The sequence below is a fragment of the Segatella paludivivens DSM 17968 = JCM 13650 genome (assembly GCF_000373185.1).
Lineage (GTDB): Bacteria > Bacteroidota > Bacteroidia > Bacteroidales > Bacteroidaceae > Prevotella > Prevotella paludivivens.
In genome coordinates this window covers 62,681-82,740 of the sequence record NZ_KB890634.1, presented here as the reverse complement: position 1 = coordinate 82,740, position 20,060 = coordinate 62,681, and the positions used below count along the sequence as shown (strand labels likewise).

At 38.9% G+C, this 20,060-nt stretch carries 7 protein-coding genes and 1 rRNA gene; all 8 read left to right on the top strand.

The window, feature by feature from the left end; genetic code table 11:
- Nucleotides 1-146 precede the first annotated feature (146 nt).
- The 8 genes from rrf (at nt 147) to B045_RS0104435 (ending at nt 19,913) form a co-directional block, all read left to right on the top strand.
- A 5S ribosomal RNA gene (rrf, locus tag B045_RS0104470) occupies nt 147-259 on the top strand.
- A gap of 240 nt (nt 260-499) precedes the next feature.
- On the top strand, nt 500-2,971 hold the full coding sequence (locus B045_RS0104465) for a glycoside hydrolase family 95 protein (RefSeq protein WP_025883905.1): 2,472 nt from the start codon (nt 500-502) through the stop codon (nt 2,969-2,971).
- A 26-nt stretch (nt 2,972-2,997) separates the two neighbouring features.
- A complete protein-coding gene (locus tag B045_RS15275) occupies nt 2,998-4,437 on the top strand; it encodes a glycoside hydrolase family 140 protein (RefSeq protein ID WP_018463072.1) in 1,440 nt (479 codons plus the stop codon).
- Nucleotides 4,438-8,301, top strand: a complete 3,864-nt coding sequence (locus B045_RS0104455; protein ID WP_025883907.1) for a family 78 glycoside hydrolase catalytic domain — start codon at nt 4,438-4,440, stop codon at nt 8,299-8,301.
- A gap of 4 nt (nt 8,302-8,305) precedes the next feature.
- Nucleotides 8,306-10,975 carry an alpha-d-galacturonidase gene (locus tag B045_RS0104450; RefSeq protein ID WP_026234331.1) on the top strand — a complete coding sequence of 890 codons (2,670 nt, stop codon included), beginning with the start codon at nt 8,306-8,308 and terminating at the stop codon, nt 10,973-10,975.
- Nucleotides 10,976-10,989: 14 nt separating this feature from the next.
- Nucleotides 10,990-14,811 carry a malectin domain-containing carbohydrate-binding protein gene (locus B045_RS0104445; protein WP_025883909.1) on the top strand — a complete coding sequence of 1,274 codons (3,822 nt, stop codon included), beginning with the start codon at nt 10,990-10,992 and terminating at the stop codon, nt 14,809-14,811.
- Entirely contained in the window at nt 14,808-17,825 is a 3,018-nt protein-coding gene (locus B045_RS0104440) for a glycoside hydrolase family 2 (RefSeq protein WP_018463068.1), read from the top strand. The genes B045_RS0104445 and B045_RS0104440 overlap by 4 nt, the downstream gene beginning before the upstream one ends.
- A 135-nt stretch (nt 17,826-17,960) precedes the next feature.
- On the top strand, nt 17,961-19,913 hold the full coding sequence (locus tag B045_RS0104435; protein WP_018463067.1) for a KUP/HAK/KT family potassium transporter: 1,953 nt from the start codon (nt 17,961-17,963) through the stop codon (nt 19,911-19,913).
- The last annotated feature ends 147 nt before the right edge of the window (nt 19,914-20,060 follow it).

Sequence of the window (20,060 nt, the reverse complement as noted above, 5' to 3'; positions counted from 1 at the left end):
CAGGTGTAAAGACGGTGACGTCAAAGCCGAGCACTACTAATTGCCCGAAACTTTCTTTCGGGAGGTCATACTTTGAGTTGTTTAAGATAGTGGTAAGAACTAAGGTTTCTTACAGTTTGCTTGTGAAAAATACGTCATAACCCATATCAGGTGGTTATTGCGGTGGTGTCCCACCTCTTCCCATTCCGAACAGAGAAGTTAAGCCCACTTGCGCCGATGGTACTGCAATACAATGCGGGAGAGTAGGTAGCCGCCTTCTTTTAAACAGAAGCCTCGAAGATAGTAATATCTTTCGAGGCTTTTTTGTGTTTATATAATCCGAGCTATCAGAGAAGTTCGGGATTATGCTAAACACGGTTTTAGGACTTATCCTAAATCTGACATCTATTATTGATAATCTTAATCTGATATATCTGATTGATCTGTTTGTTATTTTTGGATTAATTATGACGACAAAATATATATTTATACGTCTTATCCTTATATAATAAGCGTCGAAATGAAACTATTTAGAAACTTTGCATTAATTCTGATTTGTATAATATCATTGCCTATATGCGCACAACAATATAAGTTGTGGTATAGAGAACCTGCAATGGTATGGACTGATGCATTGCCTCTTGGTAATGGAAGACTTGGTGCGATGGTATATGGAATACCTGCCGTTGAGAGATTACAGCTCAATGAAGAAACTATTTGGACAGGACAACCCAATAATAATCCTAATCCAAATTCAAAAGCTGCTATTCCAATCATTCAGAACCTACTTTTTGAAGGAAAGTATAAGGAAGCTCAGGACATGGCTTCTGATAAGGTGATGTCGGCAACGAATAATGGGATGGCATACCAAACTTTTGGTAATGTGTATATCTCAACTCCAAATGTTTCGCAATATACAAACTATAAGCGTGAACTGAGTCTTGATTCGGCTATTGCCGTTACTCGTTATACTGTTGACGGAGTTACATATAAGCGTGAGGTTATGACATCATTCAGCGATAATGTGATAACTGTTAAGTTTACGGCTTCAAAATCAGGTAAGATTACTTTTAATGCCAATTTTACTACCCCCCATGATGATGTTATCATAACTAGTGAAAATAATGAGTCGATATTGCAGGGCGTTTCTTCAAAACTAGAAAACTGTAAAGGAAAAGTTCGCTTTATGGGACGTATGGCTGCAACATCCAAAACAGGAAATAAAGCAACCAATGCGATTTCAAATGATGGAATAATTTCGGTGAAAAATGCTGACGAAGCTGTGTTGTATATTTCGATAGCAACTAATTTTGTAGACTATCAGAATATAACAGGTGATGAAAGTGCCAAAAGCGAAAACTATCTAAGAAATGCAATGCTTCATGACTATGAAAAGAGTAAAGCAGAACATGTGAGACTCTTTCAAAATTATATGCACCGCACATCATTGTATCTTGGAGAAGATAAATATGCAAACTTACCTACTGATGAGCGTTTGATGAATTTTGAAAAGCATGATGATAACTGGCTTGTGTCGACATATTTCACATTTGGAAGATATCTTCTTATATGTTGTTCACAACCTGGAGAACAAGCTGCAAATTTACAAGGTATATGGAATGATAAGTTGGAACCTGCATGGGATTCTAAATATACAACCAATATTAATCTGGAAATGAACTATTGGCCAGCAGAACCTACTAACCTTACCGAACTTAATGAGCCTCTTTTCAGATTGATAAAAGAAGTCAGTAAGACGGGAACCGTTTCTGCACGTACAATGTATGATAAAGACGGATGGGTGTTGCATCATAATACTGATATTTGGCGTATCACTGGTGCTGTAGATCATGCAACAAGTGGAATGTGGATGACAGGTGGTGCATGGCTGTGCTCACATCTGTGGCAGCATTATCTATATACTGGTGATAAAGAATTTCTGAAAGCAGCATATCCAATCATGAAAGGAGCTGCAGAATTCTTAGATGAGATGCTGATAAAAGAACCGGAGCATGGATGGTTAGTAATATCTCCTGCTGTTTCCCCAGAAAACTCACATCCTTCACCCGATGGAATGCTTCCTATAACATACGGCACTACAATGGATAACGAATTGATTTATGAGTTATTTAATAACGTTGTTGCTGCCTCAAATGTTTTGTCAGAAGATACAGAACTAGCAAAACACTATACCGAAAGATTGAAACAGATGTCTCCTATGCAGATAGGACGTTGGGGACAACTTCAGGAATGGATAAAAGATTGGGATAATCCAAGTGATGATCATCGTCATGTGAGTCATCTATACGGATTGTTTCCCGGAACACAGATCTCTCCATATCGTACCCCAGAATTACTGGATGCTGCACGTACATCACTCATTCATCGTGGAGATCCAAGTACAGGTTGGAGTATGGGATGGAAAGTATGCTTGTGGGCACGCTTGTTAGATGGTAATCATGCTTATAAGTTGATACATAATCAATTGTCGTTGACAAATGATAGATTTCTTGCTTATGGAAATGTAAAGAAGAAAGGCGGAACATATAGAAATCTTTTTGATGCACATCCACCATTTCAGATAGATGGTAATTTCGGATGTACGGCAGGTATAGCAGAAATGTTGATGCAGAGTCATGACGGATGCGTTGCGTTGCTTCCGGCATTACCAGATGCATGGAAAGAACAAGGAATAGTAAAAGGATTGAAAGCACGTGGTGGTTTTGAAATCATCACAATGTCGTGGCGTAAAGGAAAATTGACCAGTCTTGTGGTTAAGTCTGCACTTGGTGGTAATCTTCGTTTAAGACTAAATGCTCCAGTGAAATCCTTGCACAAAGCAAAGGGAGATAATGTAAATCCTTTCTTTGTAAGTTATCCTTCAGCACAACTACTAAATAATTCAGATGTAAAGTTTAGTAAGATGAGTCTCCCAAAGACCTATCTATACGATATAAATACAGGAAAAGGACAAATAATTAAAGTATTATGAAAAAGAGAATATTATCGATATGCCTGATGTTAGGACTGGCAACGGTATTCACATATGGACAAAAACCGTGGGATAACGGAAAACTAATGGTTTCTTCAAACAATCGCTATTTGCAGTTTGAAAATGGTAGCCCATTCTTTTGGCTAGGTGATACAGGTTGGCTTGTTCCACAACATCTTGATAGAGCTGAAGTAGAATACTATTTCAATAAATGTCGCAGAGCAGGATATAATATGGTGCAGATACAGGTAATGGATGCTGTTCCGTCCTATAATATTTACGGACAGCAATCGTTGCCTTACGGATGGGATTTTACAAAAGCCGATCCAGAAGGAATATATTCGTATTGGGACCATTTGGATTATATCGTTCGTAAAGCAGAGCAAAACGGAATATATATCGGCATGGTCGCAATATGGGGATCTCAGGTACAAGCTGGAAACATCAACGCCGAACAAGCCAAAGCCTATGGAAAGTTTCTTGCCGAAAGATATAAGAATAATCCAAACATAATATGGATAATGGGCGGCGATATCCAAGGCAATATACATCCCGAAGTATGGAATGCTCTTGCCACATCAATAAAAAGTATAGACAATAAACATCTTATGACATTTCATCCACGAGGTAGATATACTTCTGCTAAATGGTGGAGTAAAGCTTCATGGATGGATTTTCATACATTCCAAAGCGGACACCGCAAATACGGTCAGCGAATGGGGAACAAAGAATATCCAATTCCAGACAGTACAGAGGAAGACAACTGGATGTATGTAGACTCTACTTGGGCATACAAACCAATAAAGCCAGTTCTTGATGATGAACCGAGTTACGAGGACATACCAAAGGGACTTCACGATGCAAACGAGGCCCGTTGGCAGGACTATGATGTACGCCGTTATGCATATTGGAGTGTTTTTGCAGGAAGTTGTGGACACACATACGGACACAATGCCATTATGCAGATGCTTAAACCAGGTTATCCTACTGGCTACGGAAGTGATGGAACAGTAAAAGCTTGGTATCAAGGTCTTGAAGATCCAGGTTACAATCAGATGCAATATCTTAGTGACCTGATGTTGTCGTTTCCGTTTTTTGAAAGAATCCCCGACCAGAGCATTATTGTAGGCAAGAATGGTGTGAAATATGACAGACTTATTGCCACACGAGGCAAAGACTATTTGATGGTCTATAATTACAACAGTAATGTTATGAAAATAGACCTTAGGAAGATCTCTGGTAAGAAGAAATTTCTATGGTGGTTTAATCCTTCAGACGGTGCAATTTCTTTTATCGGAACTGCTGATAATAAAATAATAACAATGTCACCACAGATAGAAAAAAGTGACAAAGTAAATGATAGAGTGCTGATTGCCATTGATGCAGAAAAGAACTATATATCACGTGAACAGACAAAAATAATTAATCAACGTCTGGCTGACAGAAAGCGAAATCTTAACGAATAAATGAAAAGACTACTATACATATTCATTATAATGATATTGCCGTTGCAAATGTTTGCGGCAAAAATCGGAGTGTATGACGTAAAGACAGAAAACCTAAAGAATCCTGAAGGCATTGACATCACAACTCCAAGATTTTCATGGAAGATATCTTCTGATTGCAGTAATGTCATACAGACGGAATATCAAATCATTGTGGCTTCATCACCTGAAAAACTTGATGAAGCTAATGCTGATTTATGGAATTCTGGAAGGGTGAAATCTGCCAATCAACTATGGATAGAGTATGGTGGTAAAGTTTTGAAAAGCAATGACAAGGCTTTCTGGAAAGTACGCGTGTTTACAAATAAAGGTAAAAGCGAGTGGAGTGAAGTACAACATTTTGGTATGGCCCTGTTGGGTGAAAATAGATGGAAAGGTAATTGGATTGGATTAGAAGAACTCCAGACTGGTGAGCAGCGTGGACTTCACACCAGATTGGCCGTAAGATACTTGCGAAAAGAATTCAAAAGCAAAAAGAATGTACGCCGTGCTATGGCTTATGTAGCAGGGTTGGGTATTTATGATTTCTACGTAAACGGAAAGCAGATTGGTGATAATCAGGTTTTGAAACCTGTTCCTTCTGATTATCGTAAAACCGTGTATTACAATACATTTGACATCACACGCTATATGCAATCAAACAATGCGATAGGTATATCTTTGGCCGCTGGCAGATATTTCCCGATGCGTCAGGAAAAGTATTATAAGTCACCAGTGTTCGGATTGCCAAAATGTCGTATCAACATCATTGTGGAATATGAAGACGGAACAAAGGAAACATGGGCAACAGACCAGAGTTGGAAGTTGAGTTTCAACGGTCCAATACGTAATACTAATGAATATGACGGTGAGGAATATGATGCCCGTATGGAAATGTCTGGATGGAATACCGTTGGATATGATGATTCAAAATGGATAAATGCCGTCAGAGCAGCCGTACCAGAGGGAGAACTGCGTGCGCAGATGACACCTTGCATGGTAGAAAATAAATATGGAACTCCAATATCAATGACCAAAGTCAATGGCAAATACATCCTTGACTTCGGGCAGAATATGGCAGGTTGGATAGGATTTATTCCACGTGGAGAAAGCGGAGATTCTATAAAGGTGAGATATGCCGAGAAACTGAATCCTGACGGAAGTATATATACAGATAATCTGCGAAATGCTAATTCCACGGATATATATGTATGCAATGGTAAGGAACTGGGACATATCTGGAAACCTACATTTGTGTATCATGGTTTCAGGTATGCAGAAGTAAGCAATATCGCTACAGCAAAGAAAGAAGATTTCACGGCATTTACTGTTGGCGATGAAATGCCATCAATAGGTGAAATAATAACATCTGATACGATTCTTAATAAGGTCATTCATAATGCTTTTTGGGGAATAAAAAGCAATTATAAAGGTATACCAGTTGACTGTCCACAAAGAAATGAACGTCAACCATGGTTGGGCGATCGTACTGTTGGATGCCTTGGTGAGAGTTTCCTGTTTGATAATGAACGTCTATATACCAAATGGATGAAGGACCTAAGTGATGGAGTGCGCTATGACGGAGCAATGTCGAATGTTACGCCAGCATTCTGGAATTATTACGAAGACAATATGACTTGGCCTGCCGTTTTTCCGTTTGCATGTGATATGCTGTATGAACAGTATGGCAATTCACAACCGATAATTAATTCATATCCTTCGATAAGAAAATGGCTGATGTACATGCTGAATGAATATGAAACAGACGGAATAATTACAAAAGATAAATACGGAGACTGGTGCGTTCCACCAGAGAAGTTGGAACTTATACATAGTGAAGATCCATCACGCAACACAGATGGACAACTGATATCAACAGCTTATGGCGTAAGGATTCTGCAATTGATGGAGAAGTTTGCCAAGATGCAGAATATGAACGACGATGCCAAACTTTGGGAGAACAAACGTAAGGAGATGACAGATGCGTTTAATCATAAGTTTCTTACAGTGAAGCGTGGCACATCATTGCGTTCAGGGCATGTGTTATATCCTGATAGTGTATTCTATGGTAATAACACCGCAACAGCAAACATTCTTCCTTTGGCATTCGGTATGGTTCCGGATAGCATAAAGGTAGAGGTCGTTAAAAATGTAGTTGCAAATATAATAAATATTGGTGATGGTCATGTCACCTGTGGAGTGATAGGAATTAGTTGGCTATTGAGAGGACTTTCAGATAATGGTTTTTCAGATGTAGCATATCTTCTTGCAACTAATAATACGTATCCTTCTTGGGGATATATGGCAGAAAATGGAGCTACGACAATCTGGGAATTATGGAATGGCGATAAGGCTGACGCAAAGATGAATTCGGGAAACCACGTAATGTTGCTTGGTGACCTGTTAACATGGTGTTATCAATATCTTGGAGGAATAAAGCAAGCTGAAAATAGTGTGGCATATAAACACATTATCCTGAAACCCTCTTTCGATATTGAAGACTGTTTTCATGTAGATGCTTCTTACGAAACACCATACGGAAAAGTGGTGAGCAAATGGAATAAGACTTTGCAAAAATTACATTGGGAAGTGGAGATACCTGTAAATACAAGTGCTACGCTATATATGCCAAATGGTAAAACAGAGGAAGTGGGATCGGGTAGATATTCTTATAACTTGGAAATGCCAACCCGTAACGCTGCAATCATGAAAGATGAATTTCTGTATGAGAAGGCTACATTTCCAGAGGCCCATGCTTCGACGATAACAGAACTTAAAAATGGTGATTTAATAGCTTCTTATTTCGGTGGAACAAAAGAGCGTAATCCGGATGTATGTATCTGGGTCAGCAGGAAACCCAAGGGTGCTGATAAATGGGAAGCCCCCATATTAGCAGGCGATGGAGTGTATCAGTTGGGAACGAAAGATGCAGAATTGGCTGGAGTAGATGGAAAGACAACGGCTGCTTCAGCAGGTCCAATAAAGTCTCGTAAGGTCCCATTATCAGGAACATTGAAGCGCAAAGCATGTTGGAATCCTGTATTGTTTACAATGCCTGACGGTGAGATTTGGCTTTTTTATAAAGTCGGTGCAACAGTTGATGACTGGACTGGTTGGCTTGTAAAGTCTCGAGACGGAGGAAAGACTTGGACAGAAAGAGAACCTTTGCCAAAAGGATTTATCGGACCGGTAAAGAATAAACCAGAATTGATTAATGGCAGACTGATATGCGGTTCGAGCACTGAGAAAAACGGATGGCGTTTTCATGTAGAGATACTTGACATAAAAACAGGAAAATGGAAATATGTAGGAATCGTTGATGCAGAAAAGAAAGCACGTACAGATGATGTCGTTCCGGCAAGAGATATGACAAATCCTATCTATAAAGAAGGAAAAGAACCAGAATATATATATAGCATACAACCATCTATACTGAAACTAAAAGATGGTCGTCTGCAAGTGCTGATGCGTACTCATAACGCAAAGTTGGCTACATCTTTCAGTTCAGACAATGGAGATACATGGAGTAAAGTTACTTTGACAGATATACCAAATAACCAAAGTGGAACAGATGCTGTAACTCTTAAAGATGGTCGCCACGTTTTGATTTATAATGATTTCGAAACCATACCTGGTACAAAGAAAGGACCACGAACTCCTCTCAGTATAGCGATATCCGACGACGGTACTCATTGGCGTCATGTTCTCACATTAGAAGATAGTCCTATCAGTCAATATTCATATCCTGCAATCATTCAGGGAAAAGATGGAAACCTGCATTGTGTATATACATGGAGAAGACAACTCATTGCTTATAAAAAAATAGACTTGAGCAAGCTCAAATAAATTTATGAAAAGAATACATACCATACTCATCATACTTATGCTGTGTGCTTATTCAGAGGCGCACTCTATTAAAATCGTAACCATTTCTAAAACAAATTCCAGAGTGGAATATGCAGCCGATTATATCAAAAAGAAATTGTCGGCATTGGGATATACTTTTCCTACTCATGGAAACGATTACAAAATATATCTCAGATTGGCATCCGATACGACTGGGCTGAAGAAAGAAGGTTTCAGAATCACTTCAAAGAAGAAGAACATCTTTGTTGAAGGATATGATGGTTCGGGAGTGATATATGGATGTAATGAGCTTGCAGAGTATGCAGCACTACATCATAATCTCAACATAGGCAACATTCAGCAAAATCCAGAAATGGTATTGCGTGGTTCATGTGTAGGATTGCAAAAGACCGTATATCTACCCGGACATCAGGTATATGAATATCCATATACACCAGAAAACTTTCCGTGGTTTTATGATAAGCAGCAATGGATAGAATATCTTGATATGCTTGTAGACAACAAGATGAATTCTTTATATCTGTGGAATGGTCATCCTTTTGCTTCATTGGTCAAACTCAAAGACTATCCATTTGCGGTGGAAGTAGATGAAGATACATTTAAAAAGAATGAAGAAATATACTCTTTTCTCACAAAAGAAGCTGACCGAAGAGGAATCTTTGTTATCCAGATGTTTTATAATATCATATTATCAAAACCTTTTGCCGACCATTATGGACTGAAGACACAAGACAGACATCGCCCAATCACTCCATTGATAAGTGACTATACCCGCAAAAGTATAGCAGCCTTTATTGAGAAATATCCAAATGTGGGACTACTGGTATGTCTTGGTGAAGCAATGGATACTTATGACGACGATGTAGAATGGATGACGAAAACAATTATTCCAGGAGTGAAAGATGGATTGAAAGCCCTTGGACGTAATGATGAACCGCCAGTATTGCTACGTGCGCATGATACAGATTGCAAAGCCGTAATGGAAGCTTCGCTACCACTATATAAGAATTTGTATACAATGCACAAATACAATGGTGAATCTCTCACGACATATGAACCACGAGGACCTTGGGCAAAGATACATACAGATTTAGCTGCTCTTGGAACAACGCATATCAGTAATGTTCATATACTTGCTAATCTTGAACCTTGGCGTTGGTCGTCACCATCCTTTGTGAGGAAGGCTGTTATAGCTATGCATGATGTTCATCATGCAAATGCCTTACATCTTTATCCACAAGCAAGTTATTGGGACTGGCCATACACTGCAGATAAGTTGCCCGATGGACTTCGTGAAAGACAGTTGGATCGTGACTGGATGTGGTATAAAACTTGGGGACGTTATGCGTGGAATTGTAGACGCAATGTAACTGAGGAAGGACATTATTGGGATGATGTGTTGTCGGAATATTATTGCAGTGGTGACAAGAGTGTGGCTGACAGCATAAGAAAGGCGTATGATGAAAGCGGAGAAATCGCTCCAAAGTTGTTAAGGCGTTTTGGAATAACAGAAGGAAACCGACAAACATTACTTCTTGGTATGATGATGAGTCAATTGGTGAATCCTTATAAATACACCATATATCCTGGATTCTATGAGAGTTGTGGACCTGAGGGTGAGAAACTGATTGAATATGTGGAGAAAGAATGGAAACATCAACCGCATATCGGGGAACTTCCTCTTGATATAGTTGCGCAGACTGAAGCTCATGGCGACAAGGCTGTGGCAGCTATTGACGCTGTTGCTGATAAGGTTACAGAACATAAAGAAGAATTTAATCGTCTGCGTAATGACATGCACTGTTATAAGGAATTTGCATGGTCGTTTGGTTTCAAGGTTAAGGCAGCACAACATGTGCTGAATTATAAATGGGGAAAGGATATCAACCAACTTGACACAGCAGTGGTATTGTTGGAAAAAAGCGTGATGCATTATAAAAAACTTGTTGATCTGACTAAAGATACATATCTATATGCCAACTCAATGCAGACAGCACAACGTCGTATTCCGATAGGAGGTGATGACGGGAAGATGAAACACTGGCAGGAGCTATTACCACAGTATCAACTGGAACTTGATAATCTGAAAAAGAATGTAGCAATGCTCAAAGATATAGCAAAAGGTAAATATAATAATGTAGCAATGGCTATAAAACCTTTACCTGCTGCGAATGTCACTTTACCCAACGATGTAAAAACCGTGAAGATAGCTAAGGGAGTACGTCTGTTTTCTGATATGGATAGTGTTGTTACTGATTTCGCAACAGAGTTAAAAGGTATGAATGCCTATGTGCTGAATAGCAAACAACAGCGCGACAGTGCTACACAGATAGAATTTAAATGTGAAACTCCAGTACATCTGCTTGTTGGTTATTTCCGTGACGATCAGATGAAGTATGCAGGTGCTCCAAAACTGGAAATTGACGCTACCGCCAATGATTATGGACAGGCAGAACCAATGATAACATCAGCGATACTAATAGATGGAATGCCACAGGTAAATCTTCATAAATATGATTTCAATGCAGGAAATCATACATTGCTGTTGCCTAAGGGTATGCTCCTTGTTCTTGGATATACGTCAGGAAAAATAACGCAGCGTGATGCCGGACTGTCTAGAACAGATAAGGCTATAGATTGGTTGTTTTATTAAAAGTATAGAACGTTATGAGATATAGATTATTTTCTGTCTTATTATTCTTTACCTTCAAGCTTTTTGCCAATGTTGGTTTTACTCCTATGCAGATGCAACGTCTGTATGATCAGGTGAAGACGCCATATAAATATGGAATGGCAGTCGCTCCAAAAGACAACTATCACAAAATAGACTGTCCTACTGTTTTTCGGAATGACGGAAAATGGTATATGACTTATGTTGTGTATAATGGTAAGGACGGACTTGACGGTCGTGGATATGAAACATGGTTGGCTGAATCAGCTGATTTGCTTCATTGGAAAACTCTCGGCAGGTTGCTATCATATAAAAATAGTGGATGGGATATGAATCAGCGTGGAGGTTTCCCTTCTCTGATAGACTGGACTTGGAATGGTTCTTGCGAGATGAAGAAATATCACGGTCGCTATTGGATGACATATATTGGAGGGCATGGAACTGGATATGAAGCCGTGAAAGAACCTTTGAATATAGGCGTGGCGTGGACAAAGGATAATATATCTATCGCTCACGAATGGAACTCTGCCGACAAACCGCTTATGAGCATTCATGATAAGGACTCACAATGGTGGGAGAAATTGGTGCAATATAAAAGTACGGTATATGAAGATAAGTCACGAACACTTGGAAAGCGTTTCGTGATGTTCTATAATGCTGGTGGAATTAATCCTGCCAACAATCTTAAAGCTGAACGCATTGGTATCGCTTTGTCAAATGATATGAAGAAATGGCAACGCTATGCTGGTAATCCTGTATATTATCATGAGTCACCGGGCATTATAACGGGCGATGCGCAGATCGTTAAGATGGACAGTCTTTACGTGATGTTCTACTTCTCGGCGTATAACCCTACACGTAAATACAATGCTTTCAATACTTTTGCCGTAAGTCGCAATCTTGTTGATTGGCAGGATTGGAACGGTGAAGATCTTATATACCCGTCAAAGCCTTATGACGATATGTTTGCCCATAAAAGCTATGTGGTAAAACATAATGGAGTAGTATATCATTTTTATTGTGCGGTAAACAAGGCAGGACAACGTGGTATTGCTGTTGCGACAAGTGTACCGATGGGGCGTTCTGATGTGAAGTTCCCTGAACCTGAAAACAATTCACATAGAAAGATTGTAAGTCTTGATAAGTCATGGCGTGTGAAGTTTACTCATACGAATGCTGATTCTATAACTTCACTTATACCAGAAACAATTGTTAGTGTACCTAATAATCTTGATGATTATTACGGATATAGACAATTGAAGCATGGAAATCTCCATGGAAGTGCTGTGTATAACAGAAGCATAAATGTGGAAAAACGTGAAGGAAAACGTTATTTTCTAGAACTGCAAGGTGTAGGAACTTATGCCACATTAATTGTAAATGGCTATCGATATCCAAAAGAACTTGTTGGACGCACTGTATTTACAGAAGATATTACTCAACATCTGCACAATGGTGATAATGAATTACGCATAGAGGTAGATCATCCTGAATATATAAAAGATAGTCCATGGGTGTGTGGAGGATGTTCTTCTGAATGGGGATTCTCAGAAGGCAGTCAACCTTTTGGTATATACCGTCCTGTGTCTTTGGTGGAAACTGATGAAGTACGTATCGAACCGTTTGGAATCCACGTATGGAATAATGCTAATTGCGATTCTGTATTTATAGATACCGAAATAAAGAATTACGGGAATAAGAAGGTAGACGTCGAACTCGTAAGCAAAATGAATATGGCAAGCGGAAAAACATATTTCCGATTGTCAGAAAATACGGTTCTTGCTCCAGGAGAAACGAAGGTTATACGTCAGTATGCAAAGATTTCAAATCCAGAACGATGGAGTTTAGAGAGTCCTTATCTCTATAATCTTGCGTCAATGATAAAGCGTGACGGTAATACTGTTGATGAAGTTTCTACACCTTATGGAATAAGATCTATCAGTTGGCCCGTTCACAGAAAAGATAATGCACATAAAGGACAATTCCTATTGAATGGCAAACCTGTGTTTATCAATGGTACTTGTGATTATGAACATCTGTTCGGGCAAAGTCACGCCTTCTCAAATGAACAGATTGCATCACGTGTAAAGATGATGCGACAGGCTGGATTCAATGCTTTTCGTGAGGCTCATCAACCACATAATCTTTATTATCAGGAATTAATGGATAGTGAGGGAATGCTCTTCTGGAGTCAGTTCTCTGCTCATATATGGTATGATACAGAGGCTTTCAGAAGTAATTTCAAGAAGATGTTGCAACGTTATATTAAGGAACGTCGCAATTCTCCTAGTATAATATTGTGGGGATTACAGAATGAAAGTATACTTCCTAAGGATTTCGCAGAAGAATGTTCTGCTATAATTAGAGAAATGGACCCTACATGCCGTGACCAACGTGCCATCACAACATGTAATGGTGGGGAGGGAACCGATTGGAATGTAATTCAGAATTGGAGTGGAACTTATGGCGGAAGTGCTGATAATTATAGTAATGAACTAAAGCAACCATTACAATTATTGAATGGAGAATATGGCGCATGGCGAACATTGGGACTTCATGGCAATGACCGTTATTCAGAAGAATCATTTACACGACTATTGGCTAAGAAAGCTACTTTGGCAGAAAGTGTAAAAGATAGTGTGTGTGGTCATTTTCAATGGATATTCGTTTCTCACGAGAATCCAGGACGTGTGCAACCTGATGAATCACTGAGACGCATTGATAAGGTGGGACCATTTAATTATAAGGGATTACTTTCTCCGTGGGAACAACCGACAGAAGCTTTCTATTGGTATAGAAATCATTATGCTACGGCTGATGTAGACACTATTACTCCAACTGCAGCTGATAGGAATGTTGATATACTAAAACCGGCAGATGGATATTCATATCTGTATCGTGTAAACTGTGGTGGTGATGCTTATGTTGATTCTTATGGTCATATGTGGAGTCAGGATAATGCAAAATATTCAGAATCATGGTCTTCGCAGTTTGGCTTGAATCCTTTTATGGCAAGTCAAGGACATATAACAACAAAAATACATGGTACCGATGATGCTGAATTATTTAGATATTTCAGATGGGGACGCCATAAGTTGAAGTATCATTTTAAGGTTGATGATGACAGTGTATATCGCATAGAACTCTATTTTGCTGAACCTTGGCTTGGAGCGAGATACGGAACAGCAATAGATTGTGAAGGCGAGAGAATATTCGATGTAGCAGTAAACGATTCGGTTGTTGCCAATGATGTTGATCTTTGGGCTGAGGCTGGTTATGCAGGAGCATATAAACGTGTGGTTTATGCCAAAGCTTTTAATCATCAGTTGACGATAAGTTTCCCAGAAGTTAAAGCTGGACAGGCTGTAATCTCTGCAATAGCAGTAGCACGTCATGGAGATAAAATTAAAAGCTTTGATTACAGTTCGGCATTGCCTTCCAACTATTGGCGTAGTCTGGATAGTGATACTATTGCTAAGTATCCAAAAGCGTTGTTGCCTAAAGATACAGAGACATTCCCTACCGTAAAATATAACAGTGTCGGAAAAAGCGAGTGGATTATAGCTCCGGGGGTAGCAAGAGAATATGCACTTAGATTCCGTTATCGCAATATGACTGCTAAGGCTGTAATAGCACGGTTGACAATAGTTGATAATAAAGGGATTGTTGTTCATTCTGGTGACATAACATTCCCTACAACTCAATCAAAAGTCAAGATACTTTCTTCAACAACAGGGACACAGATTAATGCAGGAAAGTATCGTGTCATAATATCAAATGCCAAAAATGTTGATTTTGAAACTCTAGAAATACAATGAAACATATAATATTCTCACTTCTGTTTTTAATAAGTCTCCCGATTTCAGCAAATGATTGGGAGAATAATCACGTGTTGCAGATTAATCGTGAACCTGCTCGTGCAGCTTTTATGCCTTTTACTTCTCACAAAGGTGATTGTGAAATATCGCTCAACGGCAAGTGGAAATTCAGATGGACAAAAACGCCTGATGAACGTATTGTAAATTTCTATTCGTCACAGTATGACTGTAGCGATTGGAAAGAAATAGATGTTCCGGCAAACTGGGAAGTAAATGGATATGGTACACCGATATATATATCAGCAGGATATCCTTTTAAGATAGATCCTCCTTATGTGATGAAAGAACCTAAACATAATTGGACAACTTTCAATGAACGTAATCCTACTGGACAATATCGCCGTTCTTTCATTCTTTCAGATAAAGGATTACCGACACGCCGTTATTATATTCGTTTTGACGGAGTGCAGTCAGCGTTCTATCTTTGGGTAAATGGTCGCAATGTAGGTTATTCTCAAGGGTCTATGGAACCTTCTGAATTTGATATTACTAGTTATGTTAAGAAAGGAGTTAACGATATCTCTGTAGAAGTATATAAATATAGTGATGCTAGCTATCTTGAAGATCAGGACTTCTGGCGCTTTGGAGGTATTCAGCGTAATGTAACTATCTTCTCAACTCCTAATGTTCAGTTGCGTGACTACGCAGTGAGGACTGTTGCTGTAGATTCTAGTTTCTGTAAATTTGAATTGCAGGTAAATCCTAAGTTACGTGTATTTAATAATGAGACAGGTGCTGGATATATGGTCAAAGCAATACTTTCTGATGAAAAGGGCAGTGATATAGTTCATATAACAGCTGATGCTTCAGATATTCTGGATATAGAGCATAAAGCTGCAAACATGAATGAATGGTTTCCGCAGAGAGGTAGAAGCAAGTTTGCTCGTATGTCGGCAATCATTAATAATCCGCATCTTTGGACATCAGAAACACCATATCTTTATAATCTACGACTTCAGCTTATTGATTCTTTGGGCTGTATTGTTGAACAAACTGAACAGAAACTTGGATTCAGAGATTATAAAATAAAGGATGGAATGCTTTTGGTAAACGGGAAACAGGTGAGATTGCGTGGTGTAAACAGGCACGAACATGATCCAAAACTTGCACGCGTAATGACAGAACAACGTATGCAGCAGGATATAAAACTCATGAAAGCCGCAAATATAAATGCAGTGCGCACAAGTCATTATCCAAATGTATCACGTTGGTATGAATTGTGTGACAGTGCGGGTATATATGTCATGGATGAGGCCGATTGTGAGACCCATGGACTTCGTGGTACTCTTACTTCTTCTCCAGATTGGACTGAGGCTTTCCTTGATCGTGCTGTGAGAATGGGGGAGAGAGATAAAAACTATACATGTATTGTATTCTGGAGTTTAGGAAACGAGAGTGGGTTTGGTATCAACCATGCTACAATGGCTGGTTGGCTTCATGAATTTGATCCTACACGATTTGTTCATTACGAAGGTGCGCAGGGATATGATGGTCATCCAGATCCTGCATGCGTTGATATAATAAGTCGCTTTTATCCTCGTGTGATGCAGGAATATCTTAATCCTGGTATTCCAATTGGTGCCGATAAGGAGAGAGCAGAGAATGCACGATGGGAAAGACTTCTCGAAATAGCTGAAAGAAAGAATGACAACCGACCAGTTCTTACCAGTGAATATGCTCATTGCATGGGTAATGCTTTGGGTAATTTCAGTGAGTATTGGGATGAAATATATAGTAATAAGCGCATGCTTGGTGGTTTCGTATGGGATTGGGTTGATCAGGGAATATATTCTAAAGATAAAGGTATCCTATATGGTGGAGACTTTGGTGATACACCTAATCTGAAAGCTTTTTGTCTAAATGGCGTTGTGTTTGCTGATCGTTCAATATCATCGAAATATCAGGAACTTAAATATGTCTATTCTCCTGTACGTTTTAGCAGGCACGGTGACTCAATATTTGTAGTAAATAGATGTTCGCATCTTTCTCTTTCTGCATTTAAGGCTTCATATAGAATTATGGAGAATGGGCATGAAAGCAGGCATGGCTCACTTACTGTTCCTGATGTTATGCCAGGAGATAGTGCTGTGATTGGACTGGCTTCAAAATATGTTTGTCATTCCGATAATGATTGTAGATTGGATATAGACGTATTTGACGGTAGTGGAAACAATGTGATAACATATCAGACGGCATTACACGATAATCTTGTGAATGCTGCTTGTAAAATTCAACTAGAACGTAACCTCGTACGCAAGTCAATAAAGAACTGTGGCTTTGATATAGTGCCGAATTTCTATCGTGCTCCGACAGACAATGATACTGGTTTTGGAAATTGGTTGGCTAAGGATTGGAAGAATAATAGACTTGATTCTCCTGAAGTTTGTAAAATCAATGATGAGATAACAGAATATCGTTATCCTAAGGGTAAGATTGTCGTTACGCAATATGGTGATAGTCTGCGTTTTGACTGTAAAGGTGATCTGCCAGAACTGCCTTGTCTTGGTGTTGTTATCAAGCTGCCATGCGATTTTGAACAGTTATCATGGTATGGTCGTGGACCTTGGGACAATTATCCTGATCGCAAACAGGCTGCTATTGTTGGTTTGTGGAAAGGTAATGTTACAAATCAGTATACTCACTATCCACGTCCTCAGGACAATGGTAATCATGAGGACTGTTCAATGGTGCAATTAAAAAGTTCTGATGGTCGTATCTTTAGAATAGAGGCTGATGATGCTCCTTTTAGTTTCTCGGCTTTGCATTATTCTGATATTGATATTGCCACGGCCGCCCATGACTATCAACTAAAACCTTCAGGATATACTTATCTTAAGATAAACTGTGCTGTATTGGGATTGGGCAATGGTAGCTGTGGACCTGGGGTGTTGAAGAAATATTCTATTGACAGAACGAAAAGTCATACTCTTAAATTCCGTATGTATATCAGGTAATCAACAGACTGTTATATGATGATATAACAGACCGCATTTTGTTAATATATGTTTTGGAATTTAAAATTTAACAATGAATAGTGTTTAATTGTTGGGAATTAGTATATCTTTGCGCCATCAATTTTGATATTTTATATGGATAATAGTAAAAGCAGTTTAAGTAGTCGCATTACAATGATGGGGCTACTTGTAACTCTCGGTATTGTATTCGGTGATATAGGAACGTCCCCGCTTTATGTTATGAAGACCATAATAAGGGCAAATCCTACTTACGATGCCAATTTCATTATAGGTGCTGTTTCGTGCATTATTTGGACATTGACACTCCAGACAACACTAAAATATGTCGTTGTTGCGCTTCGTGCAGACAATCATGGAGAGGGAGGCATCTTGGCTCTTTATGCTCTTTTGCATAAATACCGTTGGAAAAGTCTTTATGTTGTAGCCATTATTGGTGCAGCGACGCTTGTTGCCGATGGTATAATTACTCCGGCTATTACCGTTACATCTGCCATAGAGGGATTGCAAGTTATAAATCCGTCAACTCCTGTGCTGCCGATATGTATTGGTATCATCTCCATTTTGTTTTTGATACAGCGGTTTGGTACAAGTGTTATCGGTCGTTCTTTCGGTCCGATAATGTTCTTTTGGTTCTTGATGTTGGGTGTTCTTGGTGTGATGAATATTCATTATGACTTAGACATCTTCCGAGCCTTTAATCCTTATTACGCCATTCATGTATTAGTGGCATATCCTGAGACAAGTCTTATTCTTGGTGCTGTTTTCCTATGTACTACAGGAGCTGAGGCTCTTTATTCAGATCTTGGACATTGTGGTCGCAAGAATATCCGCATTAGTTGGATATATGTTAAGGCTATGCTGATACTTAATTATCTTGGTCAGGGTGCTTGGGCTATAAGTAGGATAGGTAATGACATGAATGGAATAAATCCTTTTTATGCTATCATACCAAAGGATTTCCTAGTCTTTGCGATAGTTATGGCTACCATGGCTGCTGTTATTGCCAGTCAGGCTCTTATAAGCGGTTGCTATACAATATTTAGTGAAGCTATAAATCTTAACTTCTGGCCACGTCTGAAAATAAAGCACCCCACAAATTTTAAGGGACAGATATATATACCGTTGGTAAACAATTTCCTTTTTTGTTTCTGTGTATTCACGTTAATATTATTCCAGACTTCGGATAATATGGAGGCTGCTTATGGATTGTCTATAACAATAACAATGTTGATGACAACAATCCTTCTCGGTGTATATCTGTGGCATGGAAATGTTACAAGGATATTTGCCATACCTTTTTTGGTGGTATTCATGACAATAGAGAGTTGTTTCCTTATGGCTAATGTAGCTAAATTCATGCGTGGAGGTTGGTTCACTCTTCTCATAGCTAGTTTCTTCTTCATTATAATGATGGTATGGTATAAGGCTTCTAAAACTCGTCAGCGTAATCTGAAACTGGTTAAGATAAAGGATTACCTACCAGTAATAAAGGATTTGAAAGCGGATACGACCATTGCAAAATATGCCTCTAACCTAGTGTTTATTAACTGGGCACAAAAGGAAGATGAAGTTGAAGATAAACTTATATATTCAATATTGCGCAAGCAACCCAAGCGTGCCGACCATTATTGGTTGATACATCTTGACATGGTTGATGAGCCTCAGACGTTGGAATATACTGTAGACACATTGCTTGAGGATACTGTTTTTAATATCCGCATTAAGATAGGATTCCGTGTCCAACCGTTTGTTAGTCAGTTTTTGCGTCAGATAATACATGATATGACCGAGCGTAATGAAGTAAGCATCACAAGTGGATATCCGTCATTGCGTCAGCATGGCATACTTGGCGATTTCTGCTTTGTTGTTATTCATCGTATCTTCTATCCGGCAAGTAGTGTAAGTTCGTTTGAGCAATTCGTTATGAACTTATACGCTTTAGCTCGTCACATGGCTATTCCTGAGCAACATTGGTTGGGTTTGGATACCAGTAATGTTGTTGTTGAGAATGTTCCGCTTATCATAAATAAAAACTGCCAACAGAAAATAGTAAGGGTTGAAAAATAAAGTTTCAACCCTTTAAAACTTCAAGTGATTATTTTTTCATTGTTAAACAAGGCTAAATAATTTATTATTATTTGGTTTATTTTATAAACCTATTTATATTTGCATCATGATATAACAGTTAGGCGTCAGTTCGCCTTTCTTTTTTAT

Coding starts and splice junctions, on each gene's coding strand:
- B045_RS0104435 (WP_018463067.1), top strand. CDS start 17,961: ATGGATAATAGTAAAAGCAGTTTAAGTAGTCGCATTACAATGATGGGG.
- B045_RS0104440 (WP_018463068.1), top strand. CDS start 14,808: ATGAAACATATAATATTCTCACTTCTGTTTTTAATAAGTCTCCCGATT.
- B045_RS15275 (WP_018463072.1), top strand. CDS start 2,998: ATGTTAGGACTGGCAACGGTATTCACATATGGACAAAAACCGTGGGAT.
- B045_RS0104445 (WP_025883909.1), top strand. CDS start 10,990: ATGAGATATAGATTATTTTCTGTCTTATTATTCTTTACCTTCAAGCTT.
- B045_RS0104450 (WP_026234331.1), top strand. CDS start 8,306: ATGAAAAGAATACATACCATACTCATCATACTTATGCTGTGTGCTTAT.
- B045_RS0104455 (WP_025883907.1), top strand. CDS start 4,438: ATGAAAAGACTACTATACATATTCATTATAATGATATTGCCGTTGCAA.
- B045_RS0104465 (WP_025883905.1), top strand. CDS start 500: ATGAAACTATTTAGAAACTTTGCATTAATTCTGATTTGTATAATATCA.